The sequence below is a fragment of the Serratia sp. 25CWL12 genome, from assembly GCF_055790885.1.
On sequence record NZ_CM147698.1, the window covers coordinates 1,933,672 to 1,960,519 of the forward strand.

The following is a 26,848-nucleotide window of genomic DNA, read 5'->3' on the forward strand; positions in this document are numbered from 1 at the left end:
ATGAATTCCACCACACATGAATATCGGATGGTCAGACTTTACGGTGTCCTCGACGCAACATTTGGACGTGTTCATAAGTTGGTGGTATCTACACCGAAGGAAGCCATCAAGGCGCTATCTGTCACTATCCCAGGGTTTGAAAAATTCCTACAGACCGCCAAAGATCGTGGCCTGACATTTGCTGTTTTCAACGGTAAGCGCAATATCGACCGTGACGAGCTACAGTTCTCTGGCTCCGATGATATCAGGATCGTACCGATCATTATCGGCAGTAAAAAAGGGGGGGGTGTTTCAAACAATCCTCGGTGCGGTACTTGTAGCGGTTGATGCGGTCATGACGATTATGTCTGGTTGAACAGCGACGCCATTCACTATGGGGCTAATGATGTCCGGGGCATCAATGATGCTTGGTGGCGTTATCCAGATGCTATCCCCGATGCAGGGCGGGCTGGCAATGCGAGAGAGTCCTGATAACAAACCCTCGTATGCATTCGGCGGCCCGGTGAATACGATCGCCCAGGGCAATCCTGTACCGATTCTATACGGCAAACGGCGAGGCCCGTGTCCGGGCGATAAACCCGGTTGAGATTTCGAGCGTGTGGGCTAATGCCCCGGAACAGAAGCTCTACGGCAAAATCGGCGAGTCACCCGCGCTGGCCAGCTTTACGATCACAGGGCAGGTGTTTGGCATCGTGTTGAACTGGGCATTCCCGCCCGGTGCTGAAGACACCCAACGCACTGAAATCTGGTACAGCACGCAGCCAGACGGCTCAGGCGCTATGCATTTGGGCGATTACGCCTACCCTCAACGGAGCCACACCATGACAGGTCTAGCCGCTGGCGTGCAGTTCTGGTTTCAAGCTCGACTTGTCGATCGTCTAGGGAATTCCGGTCCGTTGACTGTATGGACGCTATTCCTGCCGGGCGCTGGATTGATCTGCGCGTAGAGATGCCAGCAGGTGACGAACCTGAGCCGGTGATTGAATCCGAATCAATCCAGCAGCCCGAGGTAGAAACTGATCAGCTTGCCGAGCTGGAACAAGGAGATACGCCCAAGGCCGAAACCAAGAAGTAAAACTTTATGCACCCCTGGCGGTTTTCGTCGGGGTTTTTACCATGTTAAAACTATGTACATATAAAAAGCTGGTCGGCATGAAAGGATTTGAACCTTCGACCCCGACACTTTCTGGTACAACGGCAAATACCGGTTCAGGTACAGCGATATCGATAACCAACGCCTTTATTAAGTTAATGGGCTGGTATAGAAGCGCGTAACCAGATACGTCTGGCTAAATATCAGCCTTGAGCTGGCATTGTCACAGGACAGGGTTTAACCTAATCTGACAGGCAGCTCTGTGCCAAAGCGGACGTTAACAATTTACGCTTGGTAATGTAGTCTCTTGGTCACCCGAAAGCATTTACCCATGCCGTTCACAAACTATGCAGCAGCTATCTGGTCTTGTCAGTCAAAAAGGATGAGCAAAATGACTGACCAGAAAAAATCCTACTGGAACTGCATAGTTCCCGAACTGACCATGATAGATTTTCCCACTTTCCTATATTTCTATGCAGCTTCCTGCCATCAATTCTCGCTTGGAGAGGTTAGGAAAATATTCTTGCCAGCTGCCCGGAATCAATTGCTGGCTATCAAGACAAAAGGGAACAGCCCAGACCTTCAATGCATTCGAGTAGTGGAAGGGAGGTAATGATTGATTAAAAGATAAATGTTTGGGATAAATCAACATCATATGTCCCTGCCCATTTTGGTACTTATGCCCATATGCAAACATCTGATAAAGGTCGGATTGGGCGATGTTATATTTTTTATCTGCCTGCCAAACTAATTGATCAATGAGCTTCCATTTCGTATCCAGAGTCTGAGCACCATTCGAGATGCTCAGTAAAAGATCTGGTTTAAGCCGGAACATGGCTTGTGGCTTATCACTATTGCCTACCGTGTGCTCAAGCAGATATTGATAACGGGCTTGTGATACAAGTTGGCTTCCTTTTCGTATATGCGATCTGAGTGAAACCTCAACGTATTTTTCGAACAGCTGTTCCATCGGGAACAGGAGCGATACACCTTTGTGATTGCCTTGCTGAAAATTCGGGTTCATTTTCTCAAGGATTAACTCACACCAGGGGCGTACGTCATTGTAGACCTGCATCAGCTTGCTATTGTTCCAATGACGCAGTTCGCGATGCGGGTTTGTCTGTAAAGGAATTTCAGCCATACGATGTGAGAGCTCATTCGCTAGTCGCCAGTTTTCACTGTTCTTGCAAGTTGCCAACACATAGTTTAGTGCGGTTTTCAGCAGGCGATTTTCCAGACGGTCCGGAGAATAAACATCATGGCTGATATGGAACAGATGCTTATGTGCCGGAGATTGCAGTTGCTGGCGCTGGATTTGTAATTGGCCACGTATAAAGCGGCTTTCTTCATCTACACGGCGATAGTCAAAACGCAACCCTCTGGTGACCAACATCTGCAACTCAGACAGGAACTGGCTAAAAATCCATTCGTGTAAAGGAACATTCATCCACATCAGTTCAGCTGGGCCAGCTACCCGTGGTCGAATATTTAAAGCGGCCAGAAGCATGCGCTGTAAGACCTTCCGTGTTTGCTGAGGATTATCATACCCAAGGTTTGCCTTGGGTAAAATTTCTATCCCTTCGCCATCCGGACTTTGCAAGTATCCGACATAACTGCCTAATTTCAGTGCGCGATAACCACCAGACAATAACAATGGTTCCTCACCTTTCCAGTTTACAGCCAGTTCCTGCAACCATTCTAATGTCGCTGATTTTATTACTGCACAGTCCAGAGATGATGTTGCGCGTTCATCCGTGGTCAGGCAGGCGTACTCACGCACTTGTATCATCAGCTGGAAACTCCACCTTTGGGCATAATCCCTTGATAAGATGCGGTATTCAAGAAAGCACTTCGATTAATCCGGTATCTGCGATCGTTTAATTGGCTTGCAATGGACTCGGGGAACAAACCTTCAATGGCACGTTCGATATTACCTGTCTGGATAAATCTGTTTTCAGGTGCTTTCTCGCTATCGTTCAGTACCCAACTGATGCGTTCCCAGTCTGCAAAAAAATACTCTTGCAGCAGGGGAATGATGCGTTTCTCAAAAACATCAGCAGCCAGTTTACGTTTTTCATCCTCAGATTTAACATTCATCAGCGGCCAGAAGTACGCGTGCCCTAAGGTATGATCACGATCGAGTAAGACTTCTATGCGTTGATTCATTACTGTCAGCAATTCACCGACATTAACGCCAAATACTGAGATGCCAGACAGTAAATCGGGCTGTGGCATGAGTTCTACAAACTCAAAGCGGCGGCGTAACGCCAGATCAAGCTGGGCTAATGATTTATCTGCCGTATTCATGGTGCCAATGACATACAAGTTGTCAGGTACAGTGAACAATTCTTTGGAATAAGGCAGGATGACTGTGCGTTCATCAGAACCTATATGGACGCTCCCGATAATGCGAGTGTTTTCTTGAAAAAAGTGAACAGGTATTGCAGCCATATATCCGGTTTCTTTCTGGGTCTTGTTGTGACCCGAACCATGATGAAATCCGCCAGGTGAGTTCCTTACATCCCTACGGGTCAAAATACCCTCGTCTGTATCGGATTGTCTCACCTGCGGTCTTACCTGTTTCGCCATCTTCTTGATTACACATGCAACTACCGGACTGCGTTTTACTCTTGCTGACCCGTTATCACCCTTTGAGCTTGTCTCAATGGGTGATAACGGGTCGATATTCTGTTTCTTTCACCAGCATTGACCACAGAATACGTGCCGTTTTGCTCGCCTGCGCCACCACCGCTACGTTGTAGTTTTTCTTTTGCAGCAAGGCGAATAACCACGGCATGTCTTCTTTATGGCGTTCAATCACCGAGGCTACAGCACGGGCACCGTGTACCAGCAAATATCGAAAGTAGCCATCGCCTCGTTTGCTGATGCTGCCTAGCCGCTGTTTACCACCGCTGGAGTGTTCACGTGGTGTCAGGCCCAGCCAGGCGGAAAACTGTTTCGCACAATGAAATTGCTGTCCGTTACCAACCGACGCAACCAGATAGGTCGAGGTCAGCAACCCGACACCCGGCACTTTCATTACCCGCTGACAGGCTGGCTGGGTCTGCGCCCACTGGCTGAGCTCTTGCTCAATCAAGGTGACTTGGTCTTCCAACGACTGGATATGCTCAAACTGACGAGCAACACTGCGTCGAATAAATGGCGATAGCTCGATATCCCCATTTTCCAGAATATCGGGAATACCTTGATTAAACGCTTTCCGACCAACTGCCATAATGAGGCCAAACTCGGCCAGTATAGCCCGTAGGCTGTTTACACAGGCGATACGTTCCCGAATGAGGATGTCTCGCTCGGTATGCAAAGCAAGAACTGCCTGCTGCTCAGCGGTTTTTACCTGCACAAAGCGCATGTTGGGACGTGTAACTGCTTCACAAATCGCTTCGGCATCAGCAGCATCGGTCTTGTTGGTTTTGACGTAGGGTTTGACATATTGCGGTGGCATCAATTTGACCTGATGGCCAAACTGAGTCAGCACCCGAGCGAAATGATGACTCGAAGCACAGGCCTCCATCCCAATAAGGCAAGGTTCCAGTTGCATGATAAAAGGCACGAATTTATCGCGAGTCAGTTTTTTCTTCAGAACCGTCTTGCCATTGTGATCAACGCCATGAAGCTGGAAAACATTTTTTGCCAAGTCGATACCGAGGGTAGATACTTTCATTTGGACGCTCCTTCTTTTGAGTTTTCACGCTCACATTTTGGCACTTTGATGCCGTAAAAGTTGGAGCGTCCATCTCATTATCCCTGCCGCTTGTCTGGTTCCAGCAACGTAATTAACTCCCCGAAGATACGGGAAATATTGCCACGATTCACCTCATCAATAATCAGAATATAGTTCTGGCGCTCTCTAACGTTGCTTACTTCATTAAATGAGGCCGGCAGGGAAATATGTTGTTTATCTAACTCAGCAATCAAAGCATGCCAACTGATCCGATAGAGTGGATACAATGTCTGCTGAACCATTTTTGTACTGCCATTAAGTGCAAGGATGTTCAGTTCAATATCCTTTAACACCCAATTTACCTTGCGCACATGAGCATACTCACCCGACTTTTCAGAGTCTTCATCAAATGAATAGCCTGAGGTGACAATACCAACTGCCTGAACGGTTTCCGCATTTTTCAGGCACAACAGAACATCCCCAATCTTTACATCATGCGAAAAGGCGTTAAGGGCATTGTGGTTAGGATTACTCAATGAGTCCCAGTAATCCTGCTGTTCCTGTGTCTTTTGCTCAAAGCTCTGGGTTAAATCACCAGTTTCATTCCAGCCAATACGTGCTTCACCTGCATTGAGATAGCGATCACGCATTTCTTTTTCATGGGCGCGACCAATAGAGATTTTCCAAATATCTGGAGCTTGAGAGAGTCCGATCTCTTTTGCTGCAACAGCCTTAGCAGCACGGTCGGCAATTTCTTTGAAAACACCTTTCTCGATCTTGTATTTTATGCCCTGATGTTCCTCTGCTACCTCAGCACGGATCCCCTCAATAAAATCCTCGTACGAAAAACTTTGATGGAAGGTGGTAAACGCGATGCGTTTGTCTAGACACAACGTTTCGTATTTGTTTTTGATTTCCTGTCGATGCTGCTCAGGACTAAGATTCTGACTTTTCAGATCGCCATACCAAGAGGGTTCTGCCAACAAAACTGCTCGTTCCAGCGTAGAGTAGGTTTTACCAGTTCCGGGCGGTCCAAAAAGAATCTGATTCAGTGATGTGTAATTTTTTACTGATTTCTCTTTATTTTCCATGGCAGGTAGGTCCTTCGCTGGCACCGAAGAGAATGCACTGCTCTGATTTTCATACCAGGCTTCATAAGATATTTCGTAATATGATTTTGACTGAGTACTGTCCAGCCATGACAACAACTCCTGATAGGATTGCCAGTTCTCTTTAGGCAGTTCACGCCCTTTTTTCTTGAGCCAGAGCTTCGTCTGAGCGTCTACAGGGAAATATTCCTCCGGTGATAAATAAAACAAACACTCAGTGAGTTTGGCGAAACCGGTATGAGGGATATTTAGAATTTTGTCGAATAGTTCACCATTGATTTGTCCCGCACGCATCTGATGAAACAGTGCCCAAAGACTGGGCACCATGTCGGCAGAACGTTCTCTCTCATAAGGAAAGAGCCAGACTTTTAGTGGCTGTGCATTTGGAACACCGTTGAAATCGCTTGGTGCGGAGATTGGTAATCCAGCTCTTTCCAGCAGAGCGGCAAAGAGCTCAGTACGTTTGACCACGCCATACTTCATAAATGTGGCAAAGAAAGTGAAAGGATCTATCACTTTCAGCGGTTCTCTGTTTCCATCCGAAAGTTCGTCTTCCAGACCTTTATCAACGCCTATTTCTCGTAGAATTTGGACCAATACTTGCTGTTTATTCTCGTAGTCAGCAATCCAGTTGCAAACGTTTTTAAATACAGGGATCCAGCTATACTCAGACACCGACTTTCTCCTCGATGAAGACTCTCCATTTGGCGGTTTGATGCTGTTGCATTATGGCTATTTTATTGGCCAGACGTTTGTTCGCAACAGCTGTAGCTCTATCTCGTGTGAGTAAAGGACTTTGTTAATGCTTTCCTGGCGGGTTAGGTCGTTCATAGAAGCCTTTTGAAAATCAATTTATCGGTTAATGCAAAGTGTGGTTCCATTGTCGCACATCAGCCAAAGGGGTGGGGAACATTCTTCCTGTGCAAATACCCAAACACCTTAGCAGAATACACAGTTCATGATTTAGTCTGCTAAAGGTCCACCGAAGGCTCATCAGCACTACTCAGCTAGCGTTGTTGACGCAGGCCTAAAAGAACTGACTTCCTCGTTGATCAACACACTGCGATGTAAGTAATGCCTTGCTAACTTCCGCTCTTCGCTCAAAGCCGCCTGTCATTTTTGAGCCCGTGCTGCAAGAGATTTGCAAGTAAAAAACTATAGGCTTTAAGAGCAATAAAAAGGGGCAATGCGTATTATACCTAAGTTGCTGCAAGTTGCAGTCTCTGCCCGATGCAGATAGTAGGATGGGCGTTAAAGGGATAAGGTGTGGCTGTTAAGTCCCCTTGTTTTGATCATTCACAACCCCTATTGCGGATTGATTGCAAAAAATGGCTTGGCAACACTATGGGAGCAGAAAAAAAAATTGAAAAGCCTAATCATCAGCATTTAAGCGTACACTGGGATCCAACGTCTCTACTGGATAAAAGATATGTCAATCTTTGATAGTTTTAAGATGTTTGGTAGCAAATCAGTAGATGTTAGATGTCCTAAATGTTCGCGCACTGCTCAACAGAGTACGCATAAATCAAGAAAAAATATGACGATGATTTGCCCCCACTGTGGCTATTACTTTCGACGTGGAGACGATAAGCCATAATTTAAGGCTCCGTTTGTTAAACGGAGCCAAGCTAGGTCTCCCCGCGCACTCAATTAGGGCAGGGAGGGAGTCAATTATTTGGCAACGATAAAACGCTGAGCATCATCCATAAACGCTTTGTCTCCTGCAGGCGCTTCGATGGAACCAAAGTTCATTTGTGCGCGCAGTTTCCAGCTTGTAGGTACATTCCAGGTGCTCTGAACATCGCTATCAACCAGCGGGTTATAGTGTTGCAGGTTGGCACCAATGCCTTTTTCAGCCAAAGCCAGCCATACGCCATATTGCGCAATCCCAGAACTGTGCTCTGACCAAACAGGGAAGTTATCGGCATAGGCTGAGAACTGCTGTTGAAGACCTTGGATGACATCCTGATCTTCAAAAAACAGCACCGAGCCAGCAGCGTTACGGAAGCCAGCAATTTTATCAGCGGTGGGCTGAAAGTTTGCGGCAGGCACAATTTTGCGCAGTTGTTCCAGGGTAAGATCCCAGAATTTTTCGTGCTTATCACCCAGCAGAATCAATGCGCGGGAGCTTTGTGAGTTAAAAGCTGAAGGTGCCTGACGGATGGCTTCCTGTATGGTATTAATGACGTTTTGCTCGGAAACGGGCAAGTTTTTCCCAAGGGCATAAATAGTTCTGCGTTTTTGTGCAAGAGCAATAAAGTTATCTGACATGAAAGACTCCTGAAGCAATGTGATTTATCTTTGCGCCATGATCACTGGCATTGGCTCAGTGATGTTGTTGGTCATATTGGCGTATCAAGGTGCGATAAATAATGGAACAATCATAAATCAATTGAAATCAAAATAAACTGCAAGAATGGTTCAATAAAATAGAATAAAAATGGACGCGAAGAGGTTGCGCTAGAAGAGCTTACGCCGAGGTCTGTTAACTCGCCAGTAGACTAAGAAAAGGGTGCTTTTCTTGCAACTATTGTTCGGCAATCTTGTACAGTACAGCTGCGACTTGCAGTTTTTACGTACTCAGGCGGGTAAAACGCGGTTATTAGTTCAAAATATTTGCTAGCTCCTCATTGGGTGGGCGAGAGTCTAGCATCAATGCCGCCATGCCGTCATGGGAACGCGGGGATCGAAGTGGTACAGCGGCCAAAATCCGCTTGCAGTCAACTGCATCGTCTGTTCATGGCTAAATGCCAAGTCGTCACCGTGCACTTCACAAGGGCTATACGCGATATTTAACCTGTTTGTATGGCGGAGATAACGGGCTCATTCATAAAGTGATGGTGACAATAGGGGCACTGCGATACCCTATTGTCTGGGGTTAATATTAAATTAATCGTTACGTATCATCCTGCCTATCTTAACGCCAGAGAGGCGGGAATCTGTGCCAGACGCGACTATTGGCAAGGCGACCAAGACAGAAAGAAGAACAGAATTATGACTGGTTTGATGTATTTAATTATGGCGATTATCGCTGAAGTGATTGCGACGACAATGTTGAAAGCAGCGGACGGGTTTACCCGCTTATGGCCTTCGTTAATTGTTATCGTGGGCTATGTTATTGCATTCTGGGGGCTGTCAATGGTCGTGAAAACCATGCCATTAGGCATTGTTTATGCCATCTGGTCCGGAATGGGGATTGTGCTGGTTTCTATTGCGGCAATATTTATTTACCAGCAAAAATTGGACTTACCCGCAGTCATTGGGATTGGGTTGATTCTTGCCGGGGTATTGGTGATCAATCTATTGTCAAAGGCATCAGCTCATTAATTAGGGGTTATTTATTACCTGCATGGATAGGTCGATTCTAATATGCCCAAAGATTATGGCTAAAAAACATACGCGTCGGACAGAATGCTGAGTATAATAAAGGGGCTATGAGAGGTTCAGCGTAATAGCTCTCTCGCAGTTATTAACGTAAGTTATCAACATCAGTTATCAGTATAGTTACAGTCTTATGGGGAGATATCATGTTTAAAGCAAAATGGTGGCTTGTCGGTGCCGTACTCTCTTTGGCTGCTTGCAGTAGCAACCACGAAGAACCCGCACAGCTTGCCACAAGCGCCAATATTGGCGTGATTCCGACCAGCACGAATTGTGCCAATGTTGGCGGGGTGACCACCATGACCCACACACTTAATGGTGACGCGATCAGGATGTGCCAATTGCCAAATGGTAAACAGTGTGAAGACTCAGCGCTCAGCATGACTGCTTGTGCCAAATAATCTCACTTAGCTGACTACCGGAGCTGGATTGGTGAGATAAATTGGCCAGAATAATCGCCTTGGCTCCGGTCATCTTTCAGTATAAGCCGCCAAGAGAAAACCACGGTATCACCGCCAATGGCTTGGGGCTTAGTGTTACAAGGGTTAAGTGCGGTTATTGAGTTGATTGAGTGGCCTGCCGATAAAGTTGGCGAATATAAGCGCCCACAATTGCCCCAGTCAATGCCCCTAAAATCACTCCGAAAAAGGCAAATTGCATACCCCCCACTAGCCCGCCGAAAAGAACACTGGCTGCTATGGCTAACAGATGATTTTTAATATAAGGATTGATAACAAATTCTAATATCACAGAGTAAACAATGGATTGAAGCCCAACCGCATAATAAGCAAACAATGGGAACATCAGCATCCCTTTGGCAAAGATTGCCAGTTCACCAGTGACGAACACCCCCAAGATGGACATCAACATGCTGCCTACCAAGGCAGGTAACAAAGCGGCAAGCACCACGCGTTTAACCTGTGCTTTGATGCGTTCGTTCTTATTAACCATGTGAGTGTTCCTTACTCCGGTCATCTCTTTCATCCTTGTACACCGCGTTAGCCATTTCTTCACCTGGCAGGTGATTCATGCCATCATTAGCGCCATGTAGATGTAGATGATGTTTATCAAGGTTAAAGTCAGTATTTGATGACAAAAAAATTTAAAATAGCCATCGGGATATTAGCAGGAATCGTGCTACTGGTGGTGACATTATGGCAAACCTTACCGAGCTGGTTGCCCCGAGTGGTAGCGCCTTGGTTGCCCCAAGGTAGCCAACTGGTGTTACAAGGGCCTTTACGTTGGCAGCATGGGGCGTTGCATCTTGCTAATGTCCGTTTTAATGCCCAGGATTGCAGCCTGGTCACTGTCAACGCGCTCAGTTTGTCTTATCAACGCGGCAAGTGGCAATTGAGCAGTGACCAACTCAATGTGGATACAGCCTGTTTGTCGAAACTCCCCGTAGAGACAGACAGCCCTCCGCTGGCGCTGGATCGCCTACAAAACCAATTGCCAGCATTTAATCTCAGCATCAATCTATTGACACTCACACCCTGGCAAACCTATGCCGGTAAAGTACAACTCGCTTCATCGGCCAAACGCTTCTCCCTGGATTATCAGGGGGATAATCTTACTGTTAAAGCGGAACTGGATGAACATCAGCAGTTAACGCTCAACCAATTCATTATCCAGCCATTCGCTGGGGGGAGCCGTTACAACTGACTGGGGAAATGACTCTGCCCATCGCGCTGGATAGTTTGCCGCCGCAGGGCTCTCTGCAAGGCGAAATACAGACCACCTACTTTGAAAAACCGTTGTTGTTGGATTTACACTGGCAACAGCAGCAGGGCCTGTTGACGTTAACCGAACAGGGGAGTCCACGCCCCTTGGCAAGCCTGCCCTGGCAAGTAACCCCTCAGCAGATTCGCATTGAGCAAGGTGAATGGCATTGGCATTATATTGATCAACCCCTTAGTGGTGGCCTGAGTGTGGCATTAGATGATTGGCGCAAAGGGCTGGCTGACACTCAAATTACTGCTCGCCTCAATGTCATCACTACTGGCCATAATGGTAAAGGTAATGCGGTACTCACCTTAGGCCCAGGTAAGGTAGATTTAATCAACAGCAATCTCAATTTCCAGCTTACAGGTCAGGCTAATCTTGCTGATTTTTCTGCTAGTGCTTCCATTCCGGGCATGATTAATGGTTCGATCCTTAACCCCACGTTGACGTTACTCCCTGGCTCGCTGTTACGTGCGTGGGGGGAGCCGGCGGATGGCATCCGGTTGGAAGAGGCTCGTCTGCCACTTGCAGGGGTAACGGTGACGGCAGCGGGAATTACTGGCCGTTTACAGGCGATTATTGCTGTCAGCGATAATTACTGGGGGCAATCCAATGTGCATCTGGATGGTCAGGCAAAAGATTTCTGGCCCGATAAGGGCAACTGGCAATGGCGCTACTGGGGGAATGGCAAACTGCCACCGTTGCAGGCCACCTGGGATATCGCAGGCAGTGGGCGCTGGCAGGATACACGCATTACCTTAGAGAGTTTATCTACCGGGTTTAATCAGCTTAAATATGGCGAGGTGACTATAGCCGCACCACGTTTGACGCTTGAGCAGCCCATCATCTGGCAGCGTACGGCCATTGCGCCACAATTTGCCGGCAGCCTTAAACTGGTTACCGATAAAGTGAGCTTCAGTAAAGGTAGCTATCTGCCACCTACGGTGCTGGACCTGCAACTGAATGGCAAGGAGCCTGATAATTTCCAATGGCAGGGGCGTTTGTTGGCGGAGCAGATTGGTCCGATAAGCCTGCGAGGCCGCTGGGATGGTGAGCGCCTGAGGGGTGAGGGTTGGTGGCCGAAACAATCGTTAACGGTATTTCAGCCGTTATTGCCAGCGGATTTGAATATCAAACTGCGGCAAGGGGAGTTTTATGCCCAGTCAGCGTTTTCCGCAGCGCGCGGACAAGGTTTTACGGCTGGCGGCCATTGGGTGGTCCGTAATGGCGGCATGTGGCTGAGTGATGGGGAAATGAGTGGTTTGGACTTTGTGTTACCTTACCGGCTAAAAAACCATTTATGGCAATTAGGCGGCAAACGGCCAGTGATGCTGCGCATCAAGTCACTCAATAACCTGTTTGCCATACAGAATATTACCGCTGACTTACAAGGGAATTACCCTTATAGCGAGGCCAATCCCCTGACATTAAGTAACGTCAGCCTGGAAATGCTTAATGGGCATATCAGCCTCTCAGCCTTGCGTATGCCGCAGCATGAAGCTGCGGTACTCAAACTCGATAAAATCGACCTCAGCGAGCTGTTTACGGTGCTTAATCCGAAACAGTTTGCCATGTCAGGTCGCATTGACGGTGAATTACCCCTTTTCCTCAACCATCCTCAATGGTTGGTAAAGCAGGGTTGGATAGCCAATGCGGGGGTGCTGACGCTACGGTTGGATAAGGAGATGGCGGATGCTATCGGCGGTAATAATCTGGCGACAGGTGCCGCTATTGACTGGTTACGTTATGTCGAAATCAACCACTTAAAGGCTAAGGTTGACCTCGATAATCTGGGAGAACTGACGCTGAAAACGCGTATTGATGGGGTAAACACGCAAAAAAATGCCAAGCGTGCCATCATCTTAAACTATAGCCATCAGGAAAATGTGTTTCAGTTGTGGCGTAGTCTGCGCTTTGGTGACAATTTACAAGAGTGGCTGGAACAGGCCCTCTCTAAACCTGGGGTAACACAATGAATATCATGGCCAGGCCATCGCTGGTAGTTGTACTGTGCGCCACTTTACTGAGTGCTTGCGTACCGCGTATTGAGGTAGCAACACCCAAAGATCCGATTACCATCAATATGAATGTCAAAATTGAGCATGAAATCCGTATCAAAGTGGATAGCGATGTGGAAAATCTGCTGAAAACCCATAGCGGTCTCTTTTAGGAGTCAGGATGAAACGCCGATATTTATGGTGGCTAGTTGCCAGTTGGTCATTCAGCACGATGGTGCAGGCTTTGACTTTGGATGAAGCCAAGCAACAAGGACGCGTAGGAGAAACACTGAGTGGCTACATTGCGCCATTGAAGCAGGATGCTGAAACGTTGGATTTGGTGAAAAGAATTAACCAGGGGCGTTCGCAAAAATATCAGGAAGTGGCAGAAAACAATAATATCGCCCCCGATAGTGTCGCCCGCCTGGCGGGGCAGAAATTGGTGACACGCGCGCCGGCGGGTGAATATGTACGCGGCATTAATGGCCAGTGGTTGAAGAAATAAAAAGCGTTTTGCTACATGCGCCAAGTAGTAAGTAATAAGACATTGATATAGCAATGAGTTCTGCCAGTACGGTTTTTAATCTGTTTAAACGGTATGCGGGCAGCTCAAGCAAAGAATGAATAATAAGGAATACCCAACGTGAAATCTCCGCTCGCGGGATTGTCATCTAGACTGGATGACTTAATGCTCCGTGATCATGTGCGTCTGCAACGTCGGTTGCAAGGTGCCAAAAGAGTCAAGAATTTAGAGGCTCAGCAGGCCATTGCTGCTGAGATAGACAGTGATATCACCCGAGCGCTGCAAAAAGTGCAGTCGCGGGGTGCATCATGCCCGAAAATTACCTATCCAGAAAATCTGCCGGTCAGCCAGAAAAAACAAGAGATCCTCAATGCTATCCGTGATCACCAAGTGGTGATTGTGGCGGGTGAAACCGGGTCGGGCAAAACGACGCAGTTACCTAAAATCTGTCTTGAGCTGGGGCGGGGAATTAAAGGCTTAATCGGCCATACTCAGCCACGTCGTTTGGCTGCACGCACCGTTGCCAACCGCATTGCTGATGAGTTGGCAACCCCACTTGGCGGGAGCGTGGGCTACAAGGTACGCTTCAATGATCAGGTGGGGGAAAATACCTTGGTCAAGCTGATGACTGACGGTATTTTGCTGGCTGAGATCCAGCAAGACCGACAGTTGTTGCAGTATGACACCCTGATTATCGATGAAGCACACGAACGTAGTCTCAACATTGATTTTATCTTGGGCTATCTGCGGGAGTTACTGCCTAAACGCCCGGACCTGAAAGTGATCATTACCTCGGCGACCATTGATCCTCAGCGGTTTTCTCGTCATTTTAATCATGCGCCGATTATTGAGGTTTCTGGGCGTACTTATCCGGTTGATGTTCGTTATCGTCCGGTAGTCGATGATGCGGATGACAATGAGCGCGATCAGCTACAGGCAATTTTTGATGCGGTCGATGAGCTAGGGCGAGAAGGGCCTGGCGATGTTCTGATCTTTATGAGCGGTGAACGTGAAATTCGTGATACTGCCGATGCGCTGAATAAACTGAATTTACCGCATACGGAAGTGTTGCCACTCTATGCCCGCTTGTCCAACAGTGAGCAGAACCGGGTTTTTCAAAGTCACTCAGGCCGCCGTATTGTGTTAGCGACCAACGTAGCCGAAACCTCACTCACTGTACCGGGCATTAAATACGTTATTGACCCCGGAACAGCGCGTATCAGTCGTTATAGTTTCCGTACCAAGGTACAACGTCTGCCCATTGAGCCTATCTCACAGGCTTCCGCCAACCAGCGTAAAGGCCGTTGCGGCCGTGTGTCGCAAGGTATTTGCATCCGCTTGTATTCGGAACAGGATTTCTTGTCGCGCCCAGAATTCACCGATCCGGAAATTTTACGTACCAACCTGGCTTCAGTTATTTTGCAGATGACCTCGTTGGGGCTGGGGGATATTGCCGCCTTTCCGTTTGTTGAGGCACCCGATAAGCGTAATATTCAGGACGGTGTGCGGCTTTTGGAAGAGTTGGGGGCGATTAAAACCGCTGACAATGGCCACTACCAATTGACTCCTCAAGGCCGTCAATTAGCCCAGTTACCCATTGACCCGCGATTGGCACGGATGGTATTGGAAGCGCAGAAAAGTGGCAGTGTGCGTGAGATGATGATCATCACCTCGGCGCTATCGATTCAGGATCCGCGAGAGCGGCCTCTGGAGAAACAGCAGGCAGCGGATGAGAAACACCGCCGTTTTGCTGATAAAGACTCTGATTTTATGGCGTTTGTCTCCCTGTGGGATTACCTGCAACAGCAGCAGAAGGAGAACTCGTCCAGCCAGTTCCGTCGTTTATGCCGTAGCGATTTCCTCAACTATTTGCGTGTGCGTGAATGGCAGGATATCTACACCCAATTGCGTCAGGTAGTGAAAGAACTAGGCCTGCCAGTGAACAGTGTGCCTTCTGACTATCGCAGTATTCATACCTCGCTACTGAGTGGTTTACTTTCGCATATAGGGCAGAAAGATAACGATAAACAAGAGTATAGCGGTGCACGCAATGCGCGTTTCTCTATTTATCCGGGCTCAGGCTTGTTCAAGAAACCGCCAAAGTGGGGGATGGTCGCCGAATTGGTGGAAACCAGTCGCTTGTGGGGGCGAATTGCCGCGCGTATCGAGCCTGAATGGATAGAACCGCTGGCTCAACACCTGGTTAAGCACCATTACAGTGAACCTCACTGGTCTAAATCCCAGGGTGCGGTAATGGCCAGTGAAAAGGTGACCTTGTTTGGCTTGGCGATTGTTGCCGCTCGCCAGGTCAATTACAGCACTATTGACCCATTACTGTGCCGTGAGTTGTTTATCCGCCATGCCTTAGTCGAAGGGGATTGGCAGACCAGACATACGTTTTTTGCTGCTAACTTAAAGTTACGTGCAGAAGTAGAAGAGTTGGAGCATAAATCGCGCCGCCGCGATATTTTGGTGGATGATGAAGCCTTGTTCAGCTTCTACGATCAGCGTATTCCGAATGAAATTGTCTCTGGCCGCCATTTTGACCGTTGGTGGAAAACAACCGTTAAGCAACAACCTGATCTGCTCAATTTTGAAAAAGAGATGTTGATTAAAGAGGGGGCCAACCGGGTTAGCGCGTTGGATTATCCTAATTATTGGCATCAAGGTAACCTGAAATTGCGGCTGACCTATCAGTTTGAGCCAGGGACTGATGCGGATGGTGTCACGGTTCATATTCCCTTACCGATTCTTAACCAAGTGGCAGAAGAGGGCTTTGATTGGCAGATCCCCGGTATACGCCGTGAGTTGGTGATTGCGCTGATCAAATCACTGCCCAAGCCAATACGCCGCAATTTTGTGCCTGCGCCAAACTATGCCGAAGCCTTTATTGGCCGCGTAACATCACAAGAACTACCGTTATTGGACTCATTGGAGCGAGAGTTACGGCGCATGACCGGCGTGACGGTGTCACGAGAGGCGTGGCAATGGGATTCGGTTCCCGATCATCTAAAAATGACCTTCCGCGTGGTGGGTGAAAAGCAGAAAACCCTACGTGAAGGTAGAGACCTGGCGCTCTTAAAGCAGCAGTTGAAAGCAAACGTGCAGCAAACATTATCATCGGTGGCGGACGATGGCTTGGAGCAAAGCAACCTGCATATCTGGAGCTTTGGTAAATTGCCGGAATTTTACGAGCAGAAACGCGGAGGCTATTCCGTTAAAGCCTATCCGGCGTTGGTAGATGAAAAAGAGAGTGTCGCTATCCGCTTGTTTGAGAGTGAGCAGGAACAGCAGCAAGCAATGTGGCAAGGAACGCGCCGTCTACTGTTGTTGAATATCCCATCGCCAATCAAGTATTTGCATGAAAAATTGCCGAATAAAGCCAAGCTGGGGCTCTATTTTAATCCTTATGGCAAGGTGCTGGAATTAATCGATGACTGTATTGCCTGTGGTATCGATAAACTGATGGCCGAGCATGGTGGGTTGGTTTGGCAAGAGCAGAGCTTTGCCCGGTTACAGGAATCAGTGCGTGCCGAGCTAAATGAAACGGTGGTAGATATTGCCAAGCAGGTTGAACAGATTTTAACGACAGTATTCAACATCAATAAACGTCTGAAAGGGCATGTTGATATCGCGTTGGCACTGGCGTTATCAGACATCAAAGCTCAACTTTCAGGCCTGGTTTACCGTGGCTTTGTCACCAATAACGGTTGGAGCCGACTGCCGGATACCTTGCGTTATCTACAGGGGATTGAACGCCGCTTAGATAAGCTGTCGATCGACCCACACCGTGATCGGGCACAAATGCTGCGGGTAGAGCGGGTACAGCTTGCTTGGCAACAGTGGTTGAATAAATTGCCAGCCAAACGTCAACAGGATGAAGAGATGAAAGCGGTGCGCTGGATGATCGAGGAGTTACGCGTCAGCCTGTTTGCCCAACAGTTGGGGACGCCTTATCCGATTTCTGATAAACGCATCATGCAGGCTATCGATCAACTTTCACTATAAAATATCGACCTGCGCAGGGGGCTCCCGCTGTTATTCAAGCGACTGTGGTTGAATAACAGCGGAGCTGTAATTTGTGATCAAAGGGGAGTTCACTGACCCATTGACAGCTTGGTCAACGCATCTCGAATACCAGTAACAGCCAATGCCCGGTTATCCGCACGGTAGCGATCTTCTGCTGCTGGCGCAGAGCTTTGAATCGCGATTAATCGCCAGCCTTCGGCACTTTTTAACAACAGTGGTGAGCCACTGTCTCCCGGTAAAGTATCGCATTGGTGTGATAGCACCCCCTGCTGAGCCCACCCAGTCACTTTACACCCCAGATGGGCATACAGAGAGTCAAGATGGTCTTCAGGGTAGCCCGCCTGAGTGACCAGCCGTCTTGCCTGTTTTAGCACTTGCATTAATCCCTTACTGTCTCCTTGCCACAATGGCAAAGGCTTAATGGCGAGTGGTTGCTGATCTTTCAAACGAATCAACGCAAAATCATAAGCGGCGGCAGCCTTGGGAACAATCCACTTTTTGCCGTCAGCTTTAAGTTTTTTCCCTAACTTTTCATCCACCAAGGTTTCAATATTTTCAATCTGATAGGTCCAACTGTTGCTGCCAGCGATAAACCGTAATGCGACCGCCTTATCCAAATGCCCTGGTGGTATAAGAACACAGTGACCTGCGGTGAGGACCAAGCGGGGGGAGATCAAGGTCGCCGTACATAAGTTACCACTGGCGGTCTCTACTTGGCCGATAGCTTGCCACGGCCAATCAATGGTCTCATTGATTTTTACTCTGTCATCTTTACCAAAAAACAGGCGTTTCTGCTCTGCTTTTGAGGTATCAGAAGGCGTGGCTGCGTGAGCCAAATGAAGGGCAACAGCGAATAAAGATGAGCACAATAAAACCGGTATGCGCATAGGTTTTTACCTAAAAAATAGGGAACGACCAAACATTGAATGTGAGTAATATCCAGCAGCAAACAATGCGAAATATAACGACTATAAACTGACTTATCGATGATACCAATGACATCCGATTGACTTTTTTACATGACTTTCTGAAAGGAAGGTGGAAATTAAAAGTAAAAGAAAATGGCAACTCTGCACGCAGCCAACCATATGTTTGTCACCAGCCTGCATGACTGTGTGGGCGTGACGCAATATATTGACGCACTGACGGGGGAGCGAAAAGTGATCAGTATGTTGATGCGTAACGAAGGGGGCCATAATCGTTTCCGTGATGATCATGACCAGCTAAAGATGCAAGCCAACCGTTATGTCTTGCAATTAGGTAGCGATATTGCCCAGTAGCCCTATAAAGGTCAGGACCATTTTCACCTAGGGTGATGATTGGCGACGCTTTTATAATAAAAATGGCGCCCAGCATAGCGTGCCCCATCCTATTACGCTATGCCCTTATCAGCATAACGGTCGGCCACCATCAACACTGTGAGTACGGCCGGTGACATAACGGCTATTCATCAAGTAGTCCACCAGATTCACCACCTCGTTTTCCCCGGGGGCTATTTTCATCAATGACTTTGCCAATGCTTGTTGCCGGTACTGTTCATCGTCATCGCTATTAAACATGATCAGTGCAGGGGCAATGGCATTCACTTTGACTTCTGGGGCAAACTTGCGGGCAAAAGAGCGAGTCATATTATCCAGCGCCGCTTTGCTGGCGGCGTAAGCGATATGTTTATCACTGCCTTTTTCTACCACATAATCAGTTAGATGAATAATATCAGCACCAGCCGGGCCCTGGTCACGCAGGCAAGGTTCGAGTAATTGATTTAACAGATAGGGTGTATACACATGAATTTGCAACATGGACGCCATCACTTGTTCTGGCGCGATCTGGTCAGACTCAGCCAACCAGGCGCTGGCATTGTGGATCACTGCGCGCAATTTGGGGGCAACCTGCTTTACTTGTTCGGCAAAACCGTAGATCCCTTCATGGGTAGAGAAGTCACCTTGCAGGCACACTGCCCCGAGGCTTTTCAACTCAGACAAGGTGGGGTAAGTACTGCGGTAGGCAATAATCACCGGCACATTGCGTTGTAAGAACGACTTGGCCAGTGCCAGTCCAATCCGGCGCGCACCGCCAGTAATCAGTACTGGGGCTGAGTGGTGAGATCCCATGGGTTTAAACTCCAAGTCAAATTGACAGACATGAAAAGAATTATGCCATGATATGTCAAAAAGTCGTTAACAGCTCTCAGCAATCAGTGCGATGCCGTGAAGCCCATCCGACTCTAACCATCCCGCACTATTCGCACCATAAGAAAAGGGCAGCTAACGCTGCCCTATGACTCAATGCTTAAATATAAACCTGAAGTATAAATCTGAAGTACAGGGGATTATTTAAACAGATCAGCGCTGACCGTCAGGTTACCGCCACTTTGGTTCTGCCATTCACGGGTGATGTGATAGTACTTGGCACCTTTAGCTGCTGCGCGTTTTGCTACTTCATTGGAAACGTCAGTCATGCTGGCGAAATGACCGGTAAATGTTACGGAATCGAAGGGGACCATTTGTGCAGCAGTCACCTTATTCACTTCCTGAATCTTGGTACCATCCGGCAAAGTGACAGTGTAGCGTTGGCCAGAAGAAGATTGCGTTTCAAAGAAACGACCCACATTTTGACTTGGTGAGTCAGAAGAGGCGACCCCAGGGATCTCAACCTTGGCGGCTTCAGCTCCTCCAGCAGCCAACAAGGCTCTACCAGCGTCAGAATCAGCAGGAACAGCATCTGCGTTCTGCACTACACGCTTAGGGGCATCAGCTTTATAGATATAGGCTGTAACGAGTTGGTTACCACCCTGGTTGGCATCAACCTGACGAACGATAAAGAAAGAGGCTGCACCTTTCTTTTTTGCCTCTTTGGCGATGGCATCGCTGATGTCTGGTTGGCTGCGGTAAAAACCGGTGACAGTCACGGTATCGTAGGGCTCATACAAGAACGCTTCGGTTTTAGGAAGTTCTTTAACACCATTAAAGAGGCGGTACGTTGTCTCTTTGCTCGCCTCTGGGGCATCTTTATGATAGAGGTCGGCAGTAACGCGCGAGTTGCCGCTGTTGTTACCTTCACTGATATCCTGAATATAGAAAGCGTCCGCACCCAGTTTATCTGCACGGCGTGATACCGCATCAACTGCTTCGTTGATAGCATTAAAATGACCAGTAATGGTGATGCGATCAAATGGTTTGATAGCCGCGGCTCTTTCAGGTGTTAACTCTTGTGCGGCATGTGCAGACAGCGCAGTGAGTGATAACAAGGCTGATGCAATGATGGTGGTCTTCAGCTTCATAAAAAATCCTTTCGCCTAGCGCATAAATGTATATAGCGTACTGAACGGTTTAAGTGTATTCAGCCGATGATTATTACATGTAATCTCGCTATGTGTCTCAGCATTTTATGCGCTGCAACCAGGAATATATTGGTTTAGCAGGTCATCATGCAAACATTGCTCTAAACATCTTTTCGATGCAAACTTGCGATTTGTCATATCCTTATGTGAGTTTTTATGTAAAAACTGTCAGTTAATCGTAAGCAATCATGGATTATCGATCACATTTTCAGTAGCTTATAAAAGGCATTCTGCTTTGCTTACTGGCGAGGTGGGGGAATCTTGTCGGCTGGTGCTATCGCTAGAGAAGATAACAGACGTCATTAAAGACAGGTAAGAAGGGAATAATTATGCGTATTGGTGTACCAAGAGAACGGTTGGCCAATGAAGCCCGTGTTGCAGCAACGCCGAAAACGGTAGAACAGTTGCTAAAATTGGGCTTTACCGTCGCTATTGAAAGTTCGGCGGGTAAATTGGCAAGTTTTGAGGATGCTGCGTATCAAGCCGCAGGGGCAACGATTACTGATACTGCCGATGTATGGCAATCAGATCTGATTTTAAAAGTTAACGCGCCACTAGAGGACGAAATCGCGTTAATGCGTGAAGGCAGTACGCTCGTCAGTTTTATCTGGCCAGCACAAAACCCAGATTTAATTGAGAAGCTGGCTGCCCGCAATGTTACCGCCATGGCGATGGATTCAGTGCCGCGCATTTCCCGCGCACAATCGATGGATGCCCTGAGCTCCATGGCTAACATCGCCGGTTATCGTGCCATCGTTGAAGCTGCCCATGAGTTTGGTCGTTTCTTCACTGGTCAAATCACCGCTGCCGGTAAAGTCCCGCCAGCAAAAGTGATGATTATCGGTGCGGGTGTGGCAGGGTTGGCGGCCATCGGTGCGGCAGGTAGCTTGGGTGCCATTGTGCGCGCCTTTGATACCCGCCCGGAAGTGAAAGAACAAGTCCAGAGTATGGGGGCTGAGTTCCTTGAGCTGGATTTTGAAGAAGAAGCTGGCAGCGGTGATGGCTACGCCAAGGTGATGTCAGAAGCCTTTATCAAAGCTGAAATGGCTCTGTTTGCCGCGCAAGCAGAAGAAGTGGACATTATTGTCACCACGGCACTGATCCCAGGTAAACCGGCACCAAAATTGATCACCAAAGAGATGGTCGCCGCCATGAAGCCGGGGAGTGTGATTGTTGACTTGGCCGCTCAAACCGGTGGTAACTGCGAACTGACTGTTGCTGACCAGATTACCGTGACCGAAAACGGCGTGAAGATCATCGGCTATACCGATTTGCCAAGCCGTTTGCCAACACAGTCTTCGCAACTTTATGGGACTAACCTGGTTAACCTGCTCAAGTTGCTGACAAAAGAGAAAAACGGTGAAATTGATATCGATTTCGACGATACCGTTATTCGCGGTGTTACCGTGGTGCGTGCAGGGGAAGTGACCTGGCCAGCGCCACCGATTCAGGTTTCAGCACAACCTAAGCAGGCAACAGTGGCACCCGCCGCACTGGTGGAGAAAAAGCCCGCATCCCCTTGGCTCAAGTATGCCTTGATGGCGCTGGCTATCATCCTGTTTGGCTGGTTCGCTGATTCAGCACCGAAAGAGTTCCTGTCTCACTTTACTGTGTTTGCGTTGGCTTGCGTGGTGGGATACTACGTGGTGTGGAATGTCAGCCATGCGCTGCATACCCCGTTGATGTCGGTCACTAACGCGATATCAGGGATTATCGTGGTAGGTGCGTTGTTGCAGATTGGTCATGGTGGCTGGGTGAGTTTCCTCTCCTTTATCGCCGTGCTGATTGCCAGCATCAATATTTTTGGTGGATTCACCGTCACTCAGCGCATGCTGAAGATGTTCCGCAAAAACTAAGGGGTAGCAAAAATGTCTGGTGGATTAGTTACAGCTGCATACATTGTTGCCGCTATTCTGTTTATCTTCAGCCTGGCGGGTCTTTCACGCCATGAAACGTCCAAGCAGGGTAACCTGTTTGGGGTCGCCGGGATGGCGATTGCCTTGATAGCAACCATCTTAGGGCCAAATGCCGGCAATGTAAGTTGGATCATCATTGCCATGGCCATCGGTGGTGCTATCGGGATCTATCTGGCGAAGAAAGTCGAAATGACAGAAATGCCGGAACTGGTGGCGATGCTGCACAGTTTTGTCGGTTTGGCTGCGGTGCTGGTGGGTTTCAACAGCTATCTGGATCATGGTAAGGCCATGGATCCGGTCATGGAGAATATCCATCTTACCGAAGTGTTCTTGGGTATCTTCATTGGTGCGGTGACCTTTACCGGCTCTATTGTGGCTTTCGGCAAATTACGCGGCCTTATCTCCTCTACGCCGCTGACGCTGCCTCATCGCCATAAAATGAATCTGGCTGCCATAGTGGTTTCCTTCCTATTGATGGTGCTGTTTGTCCGTACCAACAGTGTCGGTTGGGAAGTGTTCGCGCTGTTGATCATGACGGCCATTGCCTTGGCGTTTGGTTGGCATCTGGTGGCGTCTATTGGTGGCGCAGATATGCCAGTTGTGGTCTCGATGCTGAACTCTTACTCGGGTTGGGCAGCGGCAGCGGCAGGCTTTATGCTGGACAACGACCTGTTGATCGTGACCGGTGCGTTGGTGGGTTCTTCTGGTGCGATCCTCTCTTACATTATGTGTAAGGCGATGAACCGCTCCTTTATCAGCGTTATTGCCGGTGGTTTTGGTACCGATGGTACCTCAACCGGTGATGCCGAAGATATGGGTGAGCACCGCGAAACCACAGCAGAGGAAGTGGCAGAACTGCTGAAGAACTCAAGCTCGGTGATTATCACCCCAGGCTATGGAATGGCTGTTGCGCAAGCACAGTATCCGGTGGCAGAAATCACTGAGAAATTGCGCAAACGCGGTGTCAAGGTGCGTTTTGGCATTCACCCGGTTGCCGGGCGTTTGCCAGGGCATATGAACGTGTTATTGGCTGAAGCCAAGGTACCTTACGATGTGGTATTGGAAATGGACGAAATCAATGACGATTTCCCAAATACTGATACTGTGCTGGTTATTGGTGCCAACGATACGGTTAACCCTGCAGCGCAAGAAGATCCACGCAGCCCAATTGCGGGTATGCCAGTGTTGGAAGTGTGGAAAGCGCAAAATGTTATCGTATTCAAGCGTTCAATGAATACCGGTTATGCCGGGGTACAGAACCCGCTGTTCTTTAAAGAAAATACTCAAATGCTGTTTGGTGATGCCAAGAGCAGTGTAGAAGCGATTTTGCGCGCACTGTAATCAGCCATGTCAGTAAGTAAAAATGTCAGTCACCCAAGGTGGCTGGCATTTTTTTTCAGGCGATTGTGTTATAGATCGTGTTATAGATCGATCATGTTATAGATCGGTGGTGTTATACCCGTGGCATAAAGTCTGCTGATAAGCCTTATTCCCGAGGTTCCTTTCTGCCAACCTGCAGGTAACTCGTCTTATTTAAAGCAGATGTGCTTTACTTAAAACAGCTCAATAAAAGCATCCATTTCTGTTTGTTAGCCAAGTAGGCGAAATAATATTCATGAGGAAGATTGCATCATGACTCAAATTTTCACGTTAACGTTATCTCCATCGCTAGATAGTGCAACGACGACGGCAAAAATGTATGCAGAAGGGAAGCTGCGCTGTACCACACCGTTATTTGAACCCGGAGGTGGGGGGATCAATGTCGCCCGCGCCATTACTTATCTCGGGGGCCGTGCTCATGCCATTTTCCCTATTGGTGGCCCGACTGGGGATCATTTAAAAGCGTTACTGGATCAGGAAGGCGTCGAAACAGAAACATTGAAAACTCAGGACTGGACCCGGCAAAATCTGCATGTTCATGTAGACAGCAGCGGTGAACAATTTCGGTTTGTTATGCCAGGTGCCCATCTTAATGAGACTGAGTTTGATCAACTGGTAGAGCGAGTAAAAAAAATCCCTGCTGGTTCCATCCTGGTGATTAGTGGCAGTTTGCCCCCGGGAACGGCGATTGAAAAATTAACGTATCTGGTCAAACAGGCGCAATCGATAGGTTTGCAATGTATCGTCGATAGTTCTGGTGATGCCCTGAAAGCTTGCTTGGATTTAGGGGGGTTAGCACTGGTAAAACCCAATCAGAATGAGTTATCCGACTTGATTGGTCACCCCTTGGAGCACCCGGATGACGTGCGCAATGCGGCTCAAGAACTGGTGCAGAGGGGAGCAGCAGAACGCGTGGTGGTTTCACTCGGGCCGCAAGGGGCGCTGGCGGTTGATGGTCACCATTGTGTACATGTCGTCCCCCCACCGGTGAAAAAAAGAAGTACGGTGGGTGCGGGGGACAGTATGGTTGGCGCGATGACACTGAAACTGGCCAACGGTGCTGATCTACTCGATACTGTGCGCTTTGGTGTGGCCGCAGGCAGTGCCGCGACGCTAAATCTGGGAACGAAACTTTGCTCTTTGGCAGATACCGAGCGGTTATATCACTATATTTGTCAGCGCTAAATTAACGGCATACTAAGCAAAATGAGTTACAAGGCAGACACTGTATATGCCAAAACTACAGCCAAGTTGGCAGCCGAAGTATCTCATTTAGCAAAATTTGTATAAAATACAATCAATCTAACAAGTCAGATCACAAAAAAGGCACATAATGAGTTATCTTATGTGCCGATTTCATCTCTTTAACGGATCCTAGACCCATATGATTATTAAACCTAAGGTTCGCGGCTTTATCTGCACCACCACTCATCCGGTAGGTTGTGAAGCGAATGTTCGTCGTCAAATTGCCTATACCAAAGCGCAGGGTAAGATTGCTAATGGCCCTAAACGTGTTTTGGTGATCGGTGCCTCTACCGGTTATGGTCTGGCTTCCCGTATTGCCGCGGCCTTTGGCAGTGACGCTGCCACCATTGGGGTGTTTTTTGAAAAAGCCGGAACGGAAAGCAAACCGGCTACGGCGGGTTGGTATAACTCGGCAGCTTTTGATAAAGCCGCTAAAGAAGCCGGTCTGTATGCCAAAAGCGTTAATGGTGATGCTTTCTCTAACGAATGCCGCGCCAAGGTGATTGAGCTGATTAAAGCCGACCTGGGCCAGGTGGATCTGGTGGTTTATTCACTGGCTTCACCGGTGCGTAAAATGCCAGAAACTGGCGAAGTCGTGCGTTCTGCCTTGAAGCCGATCGGTGAGGTTTACACCACCACCGCTATCGATACCAATAAAGACCAGATTATTACTGCAACCGTTGAACCCGCCAATGAAGAAGAGATCCAGAACACCATTACCGTGATGGGTGGTCAGGATTGGGAATTGTGGATGTCAGCGCTGGAACAGGCTGGTGTGCTGGCTGAAGGTGCTAAATCTGTCGCTTATTCCTATATTGGTACTGACTTGACCTGGCCTATTTACTGGCATGGGACGTTGGGCCGTGCCAAAGAAGATTTGGACCGTGCAGCTAGCGCTATTCGTGGCAATCTGGCTGCCAAAAAGGGTACAGCCCATGTGGCGGTATTGAAATCTGTGGTCACTCAGGCCTCTTCCGCCATTCCCGTGATGCCGCTGTATATCTCCATGGCTTTCAAAATAATGAAAGAGAAGGGGATCCATGAAGGTTGTATGGAGCAGGTTGACCGCATGATGCGTACCCGTCTGTACAGTGACGATATGGCGCTTGACGACCAAGCTCGTATTCGTATGGATGACTGGGAGCTGCGTGACGATGTGCAAAAAACCTGTCGTGACCTTTGGCCCTCAATCACCAGTGAAAACTTGAGTGAATTGACGGATTACACGGGTTACAAGCAGGAGTTCTTGCGTCTGTTCGGTTTTGGGCTGGAAGAAGTCGACTACGATGCCGATGTTAACCCGGACGTTCGTTTTGATGTGGTTGAACTGTAATAAAATAAACAAAGATACTTAGTCTTGATATGACTTGACTAAGTGTTCACATGACTATTAAAGCCGGGGCTAACAAGGTTCCGGTTTTTTTGTCTCGA

At 48.2% G+C, this 26,848-nt stretch carries 19 protein-coding genes and 5 pseudogenes; 14 read left to right on the plus strand and 10 right to left on the minus strand.

Annotated features, from left to right (window positions below):
- Together ACX9GV_RS08405 and ACX9GV_RS08410 are read left to right on the plus strand one after the other, a co-directional pair.
- Positions 1-586 (plus strand): annotated as a pseudogene (locus ACX9GV_RS08405) (tail assembly protein).
- A 318-nt stretch (positions 587-904) separates the two neighbouring features.
- Positions 905-1,075 (plus strand): hypothetical protein, encoded by a 171-nt coding sequence (locus tag ACX9GV_RS08410; RefSeq protein WP_473197716.1) that lies wholly within the window; start codon positions 905-907, stop codon positions 1,073-1,075.
- 481 nt (positions 1,076-1,556) lie between these two features.
- Here the strand turns inward: ACX9GV_RS08410 and ACX9GV_RS08415 are convergent, their stop codons facing one another.
- The 4 genes and pseudogenes from ACX9GV_RS08415 to ACX9GV_RS08430 form a co-directional block, all read right to left on the minus strand.
- On the minus strand, positions 1,557-2,882 hold the full coding sequence (locus ACX9GV_RS08415) for an McrC family protein (protein ID WP_473197717.1): 1,326 nt from the start codon (positions 2,880-2,882) through the stop codon (positions 1,557-1,559).
- The gene (locus tag ACX9GV_RS08420; RefSeq protein WP_473197718.1) at positions 2,882-3,544 is read right to left on the minus strand and encodes an AAA family ATPase; all 663 of its coding nucleotides are present in this window, start codon (positions 3,542-3,544) and stop codon (positions 2,882-2,884) included. Before ACX9GV_RS08420 ends, ACX9GV_RS08415 begins: the two co-directional genes overlap by 1 nt.
- Positions 3,545-3,755: 211 nt before the next feature.
- Positions 3,756-4,775 (minus strand): IS110 family RNA-guided transposase, encoded by a 1,020-nt coding sequence (locus ACX9GV_RS08425; RefSeq protein ID WP_473195432.1) that lies wholly within the window; start codon positions 4,773-4,775, stop codon positions 3,756-3,758.
- An 80-nt stretch (positions 4,776-4,855) separates the two neighbouring features.
- Positions 4,856-6,367, minus strand: a pseudogene (locus ACX9GV_RS08430) (AAA family ATPase); the annotation flags it as partial.
- A 946-nt stretch (positions 6,368-7,313) separates the two neighbouring features.
- On the opposite strand from ACX9GV_RS08430, the gene ACX9GV_RS08435 reads away from it, so the two are divergent.
- Positions 7,314-7,481: a YnfU family zinc-binding protein gene (locus ACX9GV_RS08435; protein WP_255351343.1), complete on the plus strand. Its 168-nt coding sequence runs from the start codon at positions 7,314-7,316 to the stop codon at positions 7,479-7,481.
- 74 nt (positions 7,482-7,555) lie between these two features.
- Here ACX9GV_RS08435 and ACX9GV_RS08440 read toward each other — a convergent pair whose 3' ends face one another.
- Positions 7,556-8,155 (minus strand): nitroreductase family protein, encoded by a 600-nt coding sequence (locus ACX9GV_RS08440; RefSeq protein WP_473197719.1) that lies wholly within the window; start codon positions 8,153-8,155, stop codon positions 7,556-7,558.
- Positions 8,156-8,492: 337 nt separating this feature from the next.
- Positions 8,493-8,680: pseudogene (locus ACX9GV_RS08445) on the minus strand (thiamine pyrophosphate-dependent enzyme); the annotation flags it as partial.
- Positions 8,681-8,878: 198 nt separating this feature from the next.
- Here ACX9GV_RS08445 and ACX9GV_RS08450 point away from each other — a divergent pair.
- Complete coding sequence (locus tag ACX9GV_RS08450; RefSeq protein ID WP_023490893.1) at positions 8,879-9,211, plus strand: DMT family transporter; 333 nt, start codon at positions 8,879-8,881, stop codon at positions 9,209-9,211.
- A gap of 200 nt (positions 9,212-9,411) precedes the next feature.
- Positions 9,412-9,666 (plus strand): putative hemolysin, encoded by a 255-nt coding sequence (locus ACX9GV_RS08455; protein WP_023490889.1) that lies wholly within the window; start codon positions 9,412-9,414, stop codon positions 9,664-9,666.
- Between the two features lie 154 nt (positions 9,667-9,820).
- Here ACX9GV_RS08455 and ACX9GV_RS08460 read toward each other — a convergent pair whose 3' ends face one another.
- Positions 9,821-10,249, minus strand: a complete 429-nt coding sequence (locus ACX9GV_RS08460; RefSeq protein WP_473197720.1) for a hypothetical protein — start codon at positions 10,247-10,249, stop codon at positions 9,821-9,823.
- Between the two features lie 105 nt (positions 10,250-10,354).
- Here ACX9GV_RS08460 and ACX9GV_RS08465 point away from each other — a divergent pair.
- The 4 genes and pseudogenes from ACX9GV_RS08465 to hrpA all read left to right on the plus strand — a co-directional run bounded on the left by ACX9GV_RS08465 (position 10,355) and on the right by hrpA (position 17,515).
- Positions 10,355-12,963: pseudogene (locus ACX9GV_RS08465) on the plus strand (YdbH family protein).
- A gap of 5 nt (positions 12,964-12,968) precedes the next feature.
- Entirely contained in the window at positions 12,969-13,157 is a 189-nt protein-coding gene (locus ACX9GV_RS08470) for a YnbE family lipoprotein (protein WP_369794318.1), read from the plus strand.
- Positions 13,158-13,165: 8 nt separating this feature from the next.
- Positions 13,166-13,489, plus strand: coding sequence for a YdbL family probable chaperone protein (locus tag ACX9GV_RS08475; protein WP_023490885.1), 324 nt, complete (start codon positions 13,166-13,168; stop codon positions 13,487-13,489).
- A 138-nt stretch (positions 13,490-13,627) separates the two neighbouring features.
- The gene (hrpA, locus tag ACX9GV_RS08480) at positions 13,628-17,515 is read left to right on the plus strand and encodes an ATP-dependent RNA helicase HrpA (RefSeq protein ID WP_473197721.1); all 3,888 of its coding nucleotides are present in this window, start codon (positions 13,628-13,630) and stop codon (positions 17,513-17,515) included.
- Between the two features lie 89 nt (positions 17,516-17,604).
- Here the strand turns inward: hrpA and ACX9GV_RS08485 are convergent, their stop codons facing one another.
- Positions 17,605-18,423 (minus strand): trypsin-like serine peptidase, encoded by an 819-nt coding sequence (locus tag ACX9GV_RS08485; protein ID WP_473197722.1) that lies wholly within the window; start codon positions 18,421-18,423, stop codon positions 17,605-17,607.
- 177 nt (positions 18,424-18,600) lie between these two features.
- Here ACX9GV_RS08485 and ACX9GV_RS08490 point away from each other — a divergent pair.
- A pseudogene (locus tag ACX9GV_RS08490) lies at positions 18,601-18,813 on the plus strand (autotransporter outer membrane beta-barrel domain-containing protein); the annotation flags it as partial.
- A 111-nt stretch (positions 18,814-18,924) separates the two neighbouring features.
- Here ACX9GV_RS08490 and folM read toward each other — a convergent pair.
- Both folM and ydgH read right to left on the minus strand, forming a co-directional pair.
- Complete coding sequence (folM, locus tag ACX9GV_RS08495) at positions 18,925-19,647, minus strand: dihydromonapterin reductase (protein WP_023490881.1); 723 nt, start codon at positions 19,645-19,647, stop codon at positions 18,925-18,927.
- Between the two features lie 218 nt (positions 19,648-19,865).
- Positions 19,866-20,816, minus strand: a complete 951-nt coding sequence (ydgH, locus tag ACX9GV_RS08500; RefSeq protein ID WP_473197723.1) for a DUF1471 family protein YdgH — start codon at positions 20,814-20,816, stop codon at positions 19,866-19,868.
- A 389-nt stretch (positions 20,817-21,205) separates the two neighbouring features.
- Here ydgH and pntA point away from each other — a divergent pair, with 389 nt between their 5' ends.
- The 4 genes from pntA to fabV all read left to right on the plus strand — a co-directional run bounded on the left by pntA (position 21,206) and on the right by fabV (position 26,750).
- Positions 21,206-22,732, plus strand: a complete 1,527-nt coding sequence (gene pntA / locus ACX9GV_RS08505; RefSeq protein WP_023490879.1) for a Re/Si-specific NAD(P)(+) transhydrogenase subunit alpha — start codon at positions 21,206-21,208, stop codon at positions 22,730-22,732.
- A gap of 12 nt (positions 22,733-22,744) precedes the next feature.
- Complete coding sequence (pntB, locus tag ACX9GV_RS08510) at positions 22,745-24,133, plus strand: Re/Si-specific NAD(P)(+) transhydrogenase subunit beta (RefSeq protein ID WP_473197724.1); 1,389 nt, start codon at positions 22,745-22,747, stop codon at positions 24,131-24,133.
- Between the two features lie 291 nt (positions 24,134-24,424).
- Positions 24,425-25,357: a 6-phosphofructokinase II gene (pfkB, locus tag ACX9GV_RS08515; RefSeq protein ID WP_473197725.1), complete on the plus strand. Its 933-nt coding sequence runs from the start codon at positions 24,425-24,427 to the stop codon at positions 25,355-25,357.
- Between the two features lie 199 nt (positions 25,358-25,556).
- Positions 25,557-26,750, plus strand: coding sequence for an enoyl-ACP reductase FabV (gene fabV, locus ACX9GV_RS08520; protein ID WP_473197726.1), 1,194 nt, complete (start codon positions 25,557-25,559; stop codon positions 26,748-26,750).
- Positions 26,751-26,848: the final 98 nt, after the last annotated feature.